The sequence below is a fragment of the Streptomyces sp. ISL-98 genome (assembly GCF_018614055.1).
In the GTDB taxonomy this organism is placed as follows: Bacteria; Actinomycetota; Actinomycetes; order Streptomycetales; family Streptomycetaceae; genus Streptomyces; species Streptomyces spiramyceticus.
Genome location: NZ_JAGGPB010000038.1, coordinates 33954 through 46875, shown reverse-complemented (window position 1 = coordinate 46875; position 12922 = coordinate 33954). Strand labels below are relative to the sequence as shown.

The 12922-nt window shown below is 68.2% G+C and carries 10 protein-coding genes and 1 pseudogene; 8 read left to right on the top strand and 3 right to left on the bottom strand.

Annotated features, from left to right (window positions below; all coding sequences use genetic code 11):
• The first annotated feature begins 32 nt into the window (after positions 1-32).
• On the top strand, positions 33-335 hold the full coding sequence (locus J7I98_RS25695) for a DUF6415 family natural product biosynthesis protein (protein ID WP_374225169.1): 303 nt from the start codon (positions 33-35) through the stop codon (positions 333-335).
• A gap of 57 nt (positions 336-392) precedes the next feature.
• Here J7I98_RS25695 and J7I98_RS25690 read toward each other — a convergent pair whose 3' ends face one another.
• Both J7I98_RS25690 and J7I98_RS25685 read right to left on the bottom strand, forming a co-directional pair.
• Positions 393-1442 carry a hypothetical protein gene (locus tag J7I98_RS25690; protein ID WP_214926321.1) on the bottom strand — a complete coding sequence of 350 codons (1050 nt, stop codon included), beginning with the start codon at positions 1440-1442 and terminating at the stop codon, positions 393-395.
• A gap of 31 nt (positions 1443-1473) precedes the next feature.
• Positions 1474-2787, bottom strand: coding sequence for a DNA/RNA non-specific endonuclease (locus tag J7I98_RS25685; protein ID WP_251021176.1), 1314 nt, complete (start codon positions 2785-2787; stop codon positions 1474-1476).
• 935 nt (positions 2788-3722) lie between these two features.
• Here J7I98_RS25685 and J7I98_RS25680 point away from each other — a divergent pair.
• Positions 3723-5009 (top strand): hypothetical protein, encoded by a 1287-nt coding sequence (locus tag J7I98_RS25680; protein ID WP_214926314.1) that lies wholly within the window; start codon positions 3723-3725, stop codon positions 5007-5009.
• 236 nt (positions 5010-5245) lie between these two features.
• Here J7I98_RS25680 and J7I98_RS25675 read toward each other — a convergent pair whose 3' ends face one another.
• Positions 5246-6622, bottom strand: coding sequence for an IS701 family transposase (locus tag J7I98_RS25675; RefSeq protein WP_251021175.1), 1377 nt, complete (start codon positions 6620-6622; stop codon positions 5246-5248).
• Between the two features lie 114 nt (positions 6623-6736).
• Here J7I98_RS25675 and J7I98_RS25670 point away from each other — a divergent pair, with 114 nt between their 5' ends.
• The 6 genes and pseudogenes from J7I98_RS25670 to J7I98_RS42960 form a co-directional block, all read left to right on the top strand.
• Entirely contained in the window at positions 6737-8179 is a 1443-nt protein-coding gene (locus tag J7I98_RS25670; RefSeq protein ID WP_214926304.1) for an IS4 family transposase, read from the top strand.
• A gap of 156 nt (positions 8180-8335) precedes the next feature.
• Positions 8336-9091 (top strand): TnsA-like heteromeric transposase endonuclease subunit, encoded by a 756-nt coding sequence (locus tag J7I98_RS25665; protein ID WP_214926301.1) that lies wholly within the window; start codon positions 8336-8338, stop codon positions 9089-9091.
• A complete protein-coding gene (locus J7I98_RS41325; protein ID WP_251021174.1) occupies positions 9088-10326 on the top strand; it encodes a hypothetical protein in 1239 nt (412 codons plus the stop codon). Before J7I98_RS25665 ends, J7I98_RS41325 begins: the two co-directional genes overlap by 4 nt.
• Before the next feature lie 11 nt (positions 10327-10337).
• A complete protein-coding gene (locus J7I98_RS41320; RefSeq protein ID WP_251021173.1) occupies positions 10338-11270 on the top strand; it encodes a hypothetical protein in 933 nt (310 codons plus the stop codon).
• A complete protein-coding gene (locus J7I98_RS25655; protein WP_214926292.1) occupies positions 11267-12412 on the top strand; it encodes an AAA family ATPase in 1146 nt (381 codons plus the stop codon). The genes J7I98_RS41320 and J7I98_RS25655 overlap by 4 nt, the downstream gene beginning before the upstream one ends.
• Positions 12409-12828, top strand: a pseudogene (locus J7I98_RS42960) (TniQ family protein); the annotation flags it as partial. The gene J7I98_RS25655 and the pseudogene J7I98_RS42960, both read left to right, overlap by 4 nt.
• Positions 12829-12922 lie beyond the last annotated feature (94 nt).

Sequence of the window (12922 nt, the reverse complement as noted above, 5' to 3'; positions counted from 1 at the left end):
TTGGGCAGGTAGAGCTCGCGGTCGACCAGCGCGTGACCGCGGCTGGTGGCGTAAGCGGCGAACACGCCGATCTGAACGGCCGGCGTTCAGGGTCTGCTGCTGCACGTCTGCTGCACGGGCACCTCGCCCTCTTGTTGTTCGAGGCTCATCCGCTGCTCAACGCAATGGATCACGCCAGCCTGAAACGGGACCGGCACAAGGCGTCCTACGACCATGCCCGCCACACACTGGCCACCGGTCCCGCCCACGTACCGGCCGGGCACGTGCCCGCACTGCGCGAACTGGCCCGCGCCTGCGCGCACCTCCTGGGTTTCCTCGCCACCGCCCGCCGCTGACACTCCCTGATCTCGTCCACACACTGCTGAACTGCGGATATTCAGAATGAAAGAGGCTCACTGAATCAGTTCAATGTGCGGGTGGTCTGGGGATGCCGGGCAGATGTGAAATTGCATGCCATAGCCCCCGGCTAGGACGACCCTGGTGAAGTTCGCCGGGGGAGTTCCCTGAGGTAGGGGTGGTTGGTCGCCAGTCTGGTTCTCGACGGGGGCCCAGTTTTCGCTGCCACCGTCCCATTCGGTCGAGGCGATCGTCAGCAACGGGTCCATCTCAGTGTCGCACTCGGGGCAGCGCCGGGGCAGGGGGTCGGTGAGGCCCCAGTTGCTCCAGCCCCCGACCTTCCAGCCGGGGGAGACCGAGAGGTGGTTCTGGTAGAACTCCTCCGGGGCGGCTTCGTAGGAGCTGTCCACCGCTGATCCGGCCGCCTGCCACCTGTTCTGGTCGCGAAGCTGCTCCTGCAGCTCCTTGCTCAGCTCCAGGAAGTTCGGGTATTCGGTGACCTGCTCCGGTGCGAACAGGCAGGGTTCGGGCAGGTAGTCGGAGAACTGGATGGCGGAGGGCTCGGGAGGGGCGCCGAGGATATCGGTGACCTCGGAGGCGGTCCGCCAGAGCAGTAGGGGCCTGGGGTTCGCCGGGTGGTCGAAGGGACACCAGAGGACCTGGAGGAGATCGGCCTCGGACGGCCCGAGCGTGCGGAGTTGAGGAACGTCACGCGCGTACAGCTGTGCCACGGGCAGCATGGCGATTGGACCCTGGGGCCACGGGCGGGCGGCCTGGAGGCGGCTGTCGGTCGCCAGTTCTTCAGGCGTGGCCCAGGGGCCTTGGGGATCGCGGTGCCGCCGCGCTTCCAGTGCCGCCCGGTGACGGCGCAGCAGCCGCACGTCCTGCGGCGAGGGGCCTGTGCCCGCACCGTGCCCCTCGTGCGGCCCTTCGCAGTGCGGCCACGGCTTGTCGGCGGGCCACAGCAGTGGCCCGCCGACGGAGCTGTCGTGCACCGACGGCGATCCGGGGCGGGGGTGCAGCCGGGTCGCCGTGCGTGCCAGCGGGGCCAGTTGAGGGAAGAGCGCGGTGACGTCGAACGGCCGCGGCGGGGTGGTGCGACTCATACTGGCTCCCGTAGGCACTAGCTGGTTGGCATCAGTTTCCGAGGTTGAGCTGCCCGGTGGTCCCCTTGGTGTTGGTAACGCCGGTGATGGGCAGCAGACTCTGCGTTCCGTCCGCCCGCTGAACCGCGGCGCTCATGGTGACACCCGTGGGGATCGTGCTGTCGCTGTCCTTGTAGAGGGGTGTCACCTGGTAGTAGACCGCATCATCCGGCCCCATGGTGGCCGCCTCAACTGCGTCCTTCACCGCTTTCTCGTAGGTCCGCATGCTGGGTGTTCCGGTGTTCATCCCCACCTGCCAGCAGGGGACGAGGTTGTTCTGACCGCCGTCCTCTATCTGCCCTTTCCCGCCGAGGATGTTGGCGATCAGGTGACACCGGGAGATCGAGGTTCCGGGCGAGTGCGTGGCGACGAACTGCTCTGCGTCGCGCCAGCCGGTGATGTCTTCCTTAGGATGCGAAGCCGGGCTGCCGTCGCCGAGATTCTTCCGCAGGCAGGCCTGCGCCCCGGCTGCCCGGGTCCCGGCCGGGCTGCTCGGGTCGGTCTTGTTGCGGTGCTTGACCGGTTGGGTGCTGTTGAGGATCCACCCGTCGCGGGAATTGGCCTGCATCATTTTCAGGCATGCGGCCTTCGGCTTAGTGAGGCGCCGCGTGTCCTTTGCTGTCCCCACATTGGTGCAGACTGCGCCGTTCGTCAGCACGATGTTGGATCGGTCGACCATGGCCGTGTAGGTTCCCTCGGCCTGATCCTTATCGCTCTGATAGTCGCCTTCCCAGCTGTCGCCGTAAACGGGGGTGCCGCGAGTGGTGTACTCGTAGGAGTAGTCCGGCCCCTTGATGGTGGCGAACCAGGTGAAGTCGATAGCTTCCACTTTGTCCAGAAGAAACCCGGTCTCAATGGCGACCGGGTGCTTGTTTGACTTCTCCTTGAGCTTGATCCAGGCGATGCCGCATGTGATGTCGCCGGTGTCCTTGGGGAGGGCCTTGGCCTGCTGGGCGGTGCGGCGCATCACAAGGTCCTTGTTGGCCGCGGGGATGGGAATGGTCTTCCCGTTGACCAGCCGCACGGTGACGTTGCCCGCGCGGTCCGGGGTTCTGGTGACCAGTTCCGTCACCCGCACTGTGGTCATCTTGGACGTGATGGTGTGGTTCGTCGGGCCTTCCGTGACGGTGCTTGCGCGGTCGGCGGGATGTGTGGGCGCGGGGGCGGCCGTCGCTGTGCCGCCACTGAACGCGACAGCGACGGCCGTCGCGGCCACCGTCGCCCGTGACAGGGCGCGGCGCAGCCTGTTCGGCTTTCGGTTTCGCCTGCCGCGGTGGCGACGTGAACCTGGTATGGACATGTTCATCCTCTTCTCCGCGTTTTCCGGTGGGTACGGTCTCGAAGTGCGTACTGGAAGCCCTCGGGGCTCATGCGGACGTTGCCGGCCGACGTTGGGCGCAGCGGGCCATCAGCTACGGGTCGTTCGGCATGGCGGCAGGCGGGATTGTCGTACCGTGCCGCTACGCGATGGTTTACTCAAACGCTGGCCGACTCTGGTGCTCGCACCCACAGTCGGCCCTGCAAGCGCATCTGATCGCCGGTCACAAGGTGATTCCTCTGCGCCGAACAGATGGGCCATGGACGGGTCTGCCCCTCCTGGGGCAGGCGACTTTGTCCGGGGAGGGATGCGGCATCGGTGATATCGCGCGGCGAGGGCCGGCCGATTTACCCTGACATGGTCTCCTCGATCGAAATGCCTGCCTCTGGCTCCGACGAAACTCCCAGAGTGCAGGCGCACCGCCTCCGATGGATTCCCTTCACCGTGCTGGTGAGGGTCTGCTTCCGTCGTTCATAGAGCTGTTCGGGCAAGCGCGCAAATACCCAGGCCGCCGTGACCCACTGAAGGAACACGGTTTCGGACTACGGAAGTTGGCCGAATACCGTGACTGTTCGGCGGCGGTCGGACGCACCGGCACACGACGAGGGACTGCAAGGGAAGTCGCCCGTCGTCGGGGTTGACGGCAGCAGATTCACGACCAAACAGCCCATTGGCACAATGGTGTTGGCGAATTATCTCTACGCCCATGAAATTCTGATGAAACTGGGCAAGTCAAGGCCGCCGAACAGTCCATAAAGGGCCATGAGTTGCACCCGGAACTGGCTGATTCCGTCATCGTCACCCCACCGCTGCCGACGCTAAGTTCACCCTGATCAATAACCACTCACCGTCACACCGACCACACCACCGGCCGGGACTCCCGCGTGCCCCACGCGGAGACCGGTCCAAGGGGGATGAGCACGATGCGTCATTCACGATCACCCGGCCTCTGGAGAAGAGGACTGACAGTCCTCACCGCGGTCGCTGCCTCCGCGCTCGCCGCCACGACGGCGACGGCCGCTCCAGCGGTTCCGGCCGCGGCCAAGCCGGCCGCTCTGGCGGCCGGCCAGCCCAAGCTCGGAGATTCCTGTACGCCAGCTGACCTCGGCAAGCGCTACCCGTACATCAAGTCCACGCAGGTCGTTCCGACGATCACGCATTTCAAGGGCTGGTACGTCACCGAGGGGTCAACAGGCTCCCAGACGATCGAGACCAGTACACAGACCGTGGTCACGGTCCAGGTCGGCCTCTCCGCCAACATCCAGGGCAGCTTCCAGGTCGAACTGCTCGGCCAGGTGGGCGGGAGCCTGGGCCTGAACGTGCAGATAGCCTCCAGCACCACCAGCAGCGAGTCCAAGTCGATCTCCTGGGACTTCCGCCGACCCGGCTACTACGCCCTGTACGAGGGGACCCGCAAGGTCACAGGCCAGTACGGCAGCCTGAACTGCAACCGCGTCGACACCGGCAACGGTACCTACGCCACCAAGTGGGTCGATGGGCCCGAGAGCGGCAGCTACACCACCTACACCACTCTCGAAGAAGGCGCGGTCCGCTGCGAGGACACCGTCCCCGCCACCAGCATCATGCGCAAGGCACAGGACCTCCTCGACTGCGGCTCCCCCGCCGCCACCGCGAAACACCCGGCCGGGCCCGTCTCCTCGCCCAAGGCTGACCAGGCCAAGCACGACGCCAACAACGCCGCCACAGCCGCCCAGAGCACGAAGGCCACCCAGCCCGCCAAGCCCGCCACCCGGGCCGCCCTGAACTGCCAACCCGGCGCCTACAAGATCGACGTCCCCGGCAAGCCCCTGAACTGGAGCGCACCGCTCCTGGCCAACGACGGCATCCGCCTGCGCAAATCCAACTTCACCAGCGCCCACCTGGACAACTGGCGCCTGTGCAACGTCACGGAGAACAACGGAGTCCTCGAGGCGACCCTGTGGAACTGGGGCAACGGCGGATGCGCCACCATCCCGGCGAACATAGCCAACCAGGAACAGGCCTACCTGACGACGGCCACCTGCGGGGAGGACGACCTCCAGCGGTTCTACATCTACCGCGACGTACCCGGCAGCTCGAAGATCGGTCTGCAGAACAAGTACACCGGCTCCATGATGGGCCACGACCGGTACGCGGACGGAGAGTTGATCCGCCAGTACTCCAGCGGCAGGCAGGACGGCACGAGTACGTACACCCTGACGGGAGTCTGACGACCCCGACCCCATGAGCGCGGCCCGCACGTGAATCCCCGACCGCCCGGTTCCGTGCGGGCCTTCCTTCTCTACCCCGAGCCCGGCCGCGGGGACCAGCCCCTGATGCGCGTCATGCATTGTGCGCTGGGTGCGCGTTACCTGTGTGCACTGATACCGGTAGTCCGTCGGATCAAGGTGGGGTGTAGAGATAGATGCCCTGGCCTGCGGTGACGGTGTCGATGAGGTGCTGCAGTTCAGGAGGTGGGGGCTTGGTGGACCAGGTGTTCCACCAGCGCCGCAGCGTGAGGGCGGGGGTGAGCCAGGAGCGGACCGCGCGCAGGGCCCTGAGCCAGCAGGGAGGTTGGGGCTGGTGGGACGTGGCTGGTCCCCCTCTCTGGCCGGCGGACGGGGCCGGTCTCCGGTGCGGTGGCATCCGAGGGCCCGGGCGGGGTGAACCACTGCTCCCAGCAGAAGGTGAAGGCGCAGTGGACCAGGGCCTGGTGGCGGCGGATCGCGAGCGCGGAGCGGACCTGGAAGTCGGCCCACCCGAGTTCGTCCTTGACCTGCTTGTAGGACTGCTCGATCCAGTGCCGCAGCCCGTAGATGCGGACCAGTTCGGGCAGGCTCGCGGCGCGGTGTTCCTGGCCGGCGCCGCGGGCCGGATCGCGGGGGCCGCCGGGGCGGGGCAGGTTGGTGACCAGATACCAGGTCGCCTTCTGGGGCAGGGTGCCCGGGTCGGCGGTGGCCACGACCAGCCGGGTGGGACTGTCGGGGCCCCAGCCGCCCAGCACCGCGTCGGCGGCCCACCACACACGGGTGGAACCATCGCGGAAGCACCGGGTCACCGGTGTCCACCCGCCCGGCGCGGCGGGGCCGCCCCAGGCCAGGCGCCGGGCCGCCTCGACGGGGGTGTGCGCGTCACTCTCGCGGGCCCAGGTCCCGCGCCTGGGGCGGACGGCCAGCACGAACGGCAGATCGGCCTCGCGCAGCGCGGCGCGGAAGTTGTCGGTGTCGCCGTAGGCGCAGTCACCGGTCACCGCCCGGAAGCCGAAGCCGTCCTCGGCGGCACGCACGGCCAGGTCGGCGGCGATCCACCACTTGGTGTGAAACGCCGGGTCCCGCGTGCCCTGCGGCAGCCGCCGGGCGGGACAGTACGGCTCGGCGTGCACCGGGTAGTAGACCCGCTCGTCGGCCCACACCGCGGTCACGGTGACGATCCCGTTGTCGGTCTTGCCGATGCGGCCGAGGTACTGCGGGCCGGTGAACGCGGTGGCGGTGCCGTCCTTGCGGTCCCCGCTGTCATCGATGACCAGCACCCCGCCGGCGTGCGGCGCCAGCGCCGGATTGGCCAACAGCAGTTCCAGGCGCCGCCCGTTGACCGCATCCGGCTCCCAGCACGACTCCGACAGGAAGTACTGCAGCCGCTGCACCGCCGCGTCCTTGCTGCCGACAACCGGCTCCGCCCCGGCCAGACACGTCAGCGTCTTGCTCCGCTCCCGCGGCGCCAGCAGCCCCGCCAGATACTCCCGAAACTTCCGCCGCTGCGCGAGGTGCGTGAACAGACCATCGAACTCCGCCGCGAAGCCCTCCAACGGCCCCGGCGCCGGCGGACACGACACCAGCCTCGACATCGCCGCCCCCTTCCCCCAGCAGCCAACACCTACCCCCACAAAACAAGATCTAACGGACTACCGACTCCTGATAGATCGTCTTGCGACCAAGCTCGAAGATCGTCGGGAGTCCCGTTGCAGGATCAGTCTGCCATCACGCCGTCCATGGGTACGGCGTCGGGGATCTATGCGCCGGGGCATCTCGGTGAGCTGACCCAGATCGTGGACGTCGACCTCGTGGACGCCGTCCTCGTCGAGACCGGAGCGCGGGAGAAGCGGATACGCCTGCTGCCAGCCCGGGTGGTGGTCTACTTCGTCCTCGCGCTGGCGCTGTTCGAGCAGTGCTCCTACCGGGCGGTGTGGGGCAAGTTGACCGTGCACCTGCCCGCCGCGGGCATCACGCGTCCGGCCGTCTCCTCGCTCTCGCGGGCCCGGCGCCGTCTGGGGGCCCGCCCGTTGAAGGTGTTGTTCGAGATATTGGCCGGGCCGGTCGGACAGAAGGCCCGGCCCGGTGTGTACTACCGGGGCCTGCGGACCCTCGCGATCGACGGCACCAGACTGCACGTCCCCGAAGACGAGCAGGTTCTCTGGCGCTATCCCAAGCGGGCCGGGGAGAAGATGGAGTTCGGCTACCCGCTGCTGCGGCTGCTGGTGATCGTCGAGTGCGGCACCCGGGCCCTGCTCGCCGCGGCCTTCGGCCCCGAGAGCGATGGCGAGACCACCTATGCCGCTCGGCTGTTGCACGTCCTGGACGACACGGCGCTGCTGCTGGCCGATGCCGGCTTCGACGCCCGCGACCTGCTGGAAAGGGTGCGGGATACCGGAGCGCAGTTCCTGGTGCGCTCCGGTGCTTCGCGCTGCCCCACCGTCGTGCGCCGGCTGCCCGACGGTTCCTACCTCTCCCGGCTGAGCGGCCCCTACCAGGCCGGCCGGGGCTACTCGTCCCTGTCGGTGCGGGTGGTGGAGGCATGGATCACCGTCACCCTGGACGACGGCACCGTGCGTCGTGAGCAGTGGCGCCTGATCACCAGCCTGTTGGACCATCAGCGTTACCCCGCCGCCGAGTTGGTGGATCTTTACCACGAAAGGTGGCAGGTGGAGACCACCTATTTCTCGATCAAGGCAAGCCTGCTGGACGGCCGGGTCCTGCGCTCCCACAGCATCGACGGCATCGATCAGGAGGTCTGGGCCATGCTCACCACCTACCAGGCCCTCATCCGAGCCGCCTCGGACGCCGTCGCCCACCGGCCCGACCTGGACATGGACCGCCTCAGCTTCGCTGTCCTGCTCCAGACCGCCGCCGACCCCGTGGTCACCGGACACGGCCTCACCACCGGGAACGTCGACCTGGTCGGCGCGATCGGCGCCGCCGGCCTCTGGCCCGCCCGCCGACGTCGCCGCGTCAAGGCACGCAGTTTAAAGAACCCGACCAGCAAGTACGGCCCCAACGCCGGTAAACACCCCCAGAGCGCCCGGCACTACACCGTCCACGCAGAGATCACGTACATGGAGAACGGACTCGCTTCTCGGTCCCGACGCCCCTCCCCGGACGGGTTGCACCGCAGGTCACAGCCCTAACGCACTGGTGTTGCCGTGGACATTTCCGCGTGACCATGGACACCGTATGGACACTTCCGCATGATCATGGACAACGGTAACGCTCAGTAGCGGTCAGTTGTCGACTGTTAACGATCCTCCGGTTTGGGCGGCGCGCTTTTTTCGCACCGTTTCAGTATGGCCGCACAGCACCCGAGAAAGAGCCGTAGCAAGCGCAACACCCCTACGGCGTCGATTCGGTACACCGACGGGTCGACTCGCGAAGTCCCCTTCAACCTGCTGCGTTTGAGGGACTTCGACGAGTCGGACCCGTGGCGCCGGGTTCGTTCGGTGCACGGCATGGCGCACTACTCGGGCGACTACGCCTCGGCGACGACGGGCGGCCAGGTCGTCTACGAGAGCCGGCTGGAGTTGGCCCGCCTGCTGCTCGCTGACTTCGACCCGTCGGTGTGCGGCATCTACGCCCAGCCCTTGCGCATGGTGGCGCGGATCGACGGCAAGGTCCGCAGCCACGTTCCGGACTTCCTTCTGGTGAGGGGGTCCGGGACGGTGCGCGTCGTCAACGTCAAGCCGGCCTCGCGCCTCAAGGACCCCAAGGTCGCGCAGGCGCTGGCCTGGCCGAGGCATCTCATCGAGCGCCATGGCTGGGAGTACGAGATTTGGTCGGGCGCCGAGCCGGCCCTGCTGGAGAACGTCCGGTTCCTGGCCGCCTATCGCCACCCCGGTGTCGTACCCGTCGACGACGTCGAACGTGCTTGGCAGGAGGTCGTCGACGGCGAGGAGTTGGCGCTCGCCGAGCGACGCCTGGCCGGAGACCGCGAGCCCGAAGAAGCCCGTCCGGCGCTGATGGCCCTGCTGTGGTCGGGGCGGCTGACCACCGACCTCTTGGCCCAGCCGCTGTCAGGCGAATGCGTACTGCGGAGGCACGGATGAATCAGTGGACGACGACGCTGCGGACGGGGCTGCCGATCGCCTTCGACGGTGAGCAGTTCACCGTCGCGGAGATCGAAGGACGGCGTATTCTCCTGCGCCAGTCCGCGGTGGCCGGTCCGCCGAAGCTGCGGCAGGTCGACATCTCCGTATTGCTCACCCATCCCACGACCGAGATCCTGGCGCCGGCCCCGGCAGAGACGACGGCTTCCGCTGCCCTGCTGAGCGGCCTGGCACGTGAGGAGGACGACGAGCTGACCGTCAAGGTCCAGCACCTCCAGGAGGTCCTGACCGGATACCGACTCGGCGACCCGGCCTTGGCGCTGGACGGCGAGCCGCGTGCGGACTTCACGCCGGGAACGCCGCTGCTGCACCGCTACGCCGTCAAGGCCGCCGAGCTCGGCGTCGGGCTCACCACGATCCGCCGGTGGACCGCGGCCTTCAAGAAGGCCGGCCCGGCCGGGCTTGTGATCGACCGCCCCGTACGCAGCGTGGTGGAGAGGGCGGACCCCCGCTGGGTGGAGATGGCCGAGGAAGTCTTGAAGGCGCACGTCAAGGCGAGCCGTCCGGTGCGCGGGCTGGTCCTCACCGAGATCGAGGAGCGGCTGGTCAAGGAGCACGGGAAGGGTGCGGTGCCGCTGCCGGCGAGCACGATGGGCTACGAACTGCTGCGGCAACTGGCCAAGGGGACCAACGCGTTCGAGGGCAGCACCAAGGGCAAGCGGTCGATCGCGGACGCCCCGCAGGGCACGTACGGCCGCCTGCGCGCCACCCGGCCCGGCGAGTACGTGGTCCTGGACACCAACAGTCTGGACGTCTTCGCGATGGAGCCACTGACCTGCCGGTGGGTCCGGTGCGAGCTCACGGTCGCCATGGACCTCTACAGCCGGTGCATCGTGGGCCTGCGGCTGACGCCGGTCTCGACGAAGTCCGTCGACGTCGCCGGGGTGTTGTACGAGACCGTGCGTCCGCGCCAGGCCCGCACGGACGACGGGGAGACTCTGCCGTATGCCGGGGTGCCGTCCACCGTGGTGGTCGACGCGGAGAAGGTCGTGGACCGGGATGGTCAGCCGCTTCTGCCGACGGTGGCCACGGAAACGATCATCTTCGACCACGGCAAGAGGTCTATCTGTCGAACCACATCAAGAGCGTCTGCGCGAAGCTGCGGATCTCGCTGCAGCCCGCCCGTCCCAAGACCCCGACCGACAAGCCGGTCGAGCGATGGTTTCGGACCCTGAACCAGGGCCTGTTGGCCGCGCTGCCCGGCTACAAGGGCTCCGACGTGCACAGCCGCGGCGAGAAGGTCGAGGACGAGGCGTTCTTCTTCCTCGACGAGCTCGAAGCGGTCATCCGGGATTGGATCACCACGGTGTATCACCGGCGCCGCCACCGCGGGCTGTGCATCCCGGAGGTGCCGGGACTGAAGCTGAGCCCGCTGGAGATGTTCGAGCACGGCGTCACCCGCGCCGGCCCACTGCGGATTCCTCTCCGGCCGCACCTCGCCCTGGACTTCCTCGAAGAGTTCCGCGTCCCGGTCCACCACTACGGCGTGGACATTGACGGCCTGCGCTACAACGGGGACGGGCTGGATGGCCACCGCAACCAGCCCAGCCCCTACCGGGGCGTGGACGCGGGGAAGTGGCCGATCGCCATCGACTCCGGCGACGTCACCAAGGCGTACTTCCAGGACCCGCAGACACGGGGCTGGCACGTCCTGAACTGGGAGCATGCCGCTGCTCTGGGTATGCCGGTGAGCCGTGAGGCGCTGGGGTATGCCCGTCGGCTCGCGAGGCAGAAGGACCGGTTCCCGGACACCAAGCGCGCACTGGTCGAACTGCTGGAGCGCTGGGGTGCGGGGCTGACGCGAGATCGCACCGAGCGACGCATGGCGGTGCGGCTGTCCCAGGAGCGACTGCGCATGGTCGGAGACGACGAAGCGCCCGGCGACACCGACGTCGTCGCCTCCCTCCCGTCCCTGCGGAAAGTGGCAGCCGCCGGCGGGCCGGGGGCCGATCGGAGCGAGACGGAGGACCCGGACCTGCGGGTCATCCAAGGGGTGGCCGAGGTGCCGGGCGGGGACGATGACGAGGACGATGAGCTGGAAGCCGTCTTCCCGGGCGAGGAGAACGGCGCCGCGATCGACGAGGACGACTACTACGCCGACATCTGGGAGAGCCGTTGAGCACGGCAGGCGGTGCCGCCGACGCCGAGCCGTTCGAAGGCGACGACCGCCAGTACAGCCCGACCCGGCTGCCCGGATGGCTGCAGGAGGTCCACGGACCCGACCGGATCCGGCCCGAGCACCTGAGCCGGTCCCAGCTCGCCGACCTTTCGCCGCGGGCGCTCTCGGTACACAACGACAACCGGGAGGTCTGGCACGCCAACATCGGTCCCATCGACACCCCTCAACTGCTTGCACTCCACGAGGACTTGCGCGAGATCATCGAGTCGAACCGGCAGGACGGCAACAAGACCAAACCGGTCGCCCTGGTGGACGCCCACCCGGGGCTGGGCAAGAGCACGGCGGTGCGCGCGTACGGCTGCGACCTGTTCAGGCGGCAGGTCAACCTGCGCGGAGAGACCACGCCGGGCGGCGCCCGCCGGGTGCCGGTCATCTACATCGCGCTCAGCGGCAACACGCAGATCCGCGGCCTGAACGCGGCGATCTGCCGGTTCTACGGCCTGCCCGTCAAGGGAGACGCAGACACGCTGGCCGAGCGGGCCGTGGACGCGGTCTTGTCGATGAAGACGGTCGCCGTGATCATCGACGACATCCACTTCCTGGCCGGCTCGACGTCGAACTCGGTCCGCATGGCCAACCAGCTCAAGTACCTCTCCAACGTCTTCCCCGTCACCCTGATCTACGTGGGCGTCGGCGTCCAGGAGCGCGGCATCCTCCATGAGGGCTTCTCACCGAGGGAGAGCCCGCTCGCGCAGTTCGGGCGCCGTACCACGGCGCTGACGTTGCTGCCCTTCCAGGTCGATGACGAGGAGGGCCGCCTGCAGTGGCACCAACTGCTCAAGACGATCGAGCAGAAGCTCGTCCTGGCCGAGAAGTACCCCGGCATGCTCGCCGAGGACCTCTCGGACTACCTCTTCGCCCGCTCCACCGGGCACTTCGCGTCGCTCATGTCGCTAATCAACCGCGGCTGCCTGCGCGCGATCCGAGGTGGCCACGAGCGCCTGGACGAGGAGCTGATGAACCAGGTGAAGAACGACGCCGCGGCCGAGGAGGCCCGCAAGGAACTGGAGGCCGAGATCAAGGCCGGTCTCAAGACCACGCGGCCCAACCAGGATCCACGACGCCGGAGGAAGTCGGCATGACGGGCTGGACCGACGAGCGCATCCCCATCGGGGTACTGCCCTCCCCGGGGGAGGCCCTGGACAGCTGGTGCGAGCGCTACGCGCACCGCCTGCGAACGCATACCGTTGACTTCGCCGACTACCTGGGATTGCCGCACACGTCCGTGCGCAGGATGGTCCGCCGCCTGACCGAGGGCGAGCTGGAGCTGCTGGAGCGGCGCACCGGCGTCGGGGCCGAGCAGCTGAGGGCAATGACACTGGAGGCGTTCGACGGTTCCCTCGTGCGGATCACCGGGCAGACCCGCCGGCTGACAGCGCCCGCCAACTGGCGGTTCTACGGCACCACCTCGCGCTACTGCCCCGCCTGCCTGGCCGATAACGGGGGCCGGTGGCAGCTGCACTGGCGCCTGGGCTGGACCTTCGCCTGCACCCGCCACCGGCTCCTGCTCCTCGAACGGTGCCCACGCTGCGGCAAGCACCCGCCCGTACTCAGCGGCGGCAACCACCGCATGCTGTCCCGGCCACAAGCCT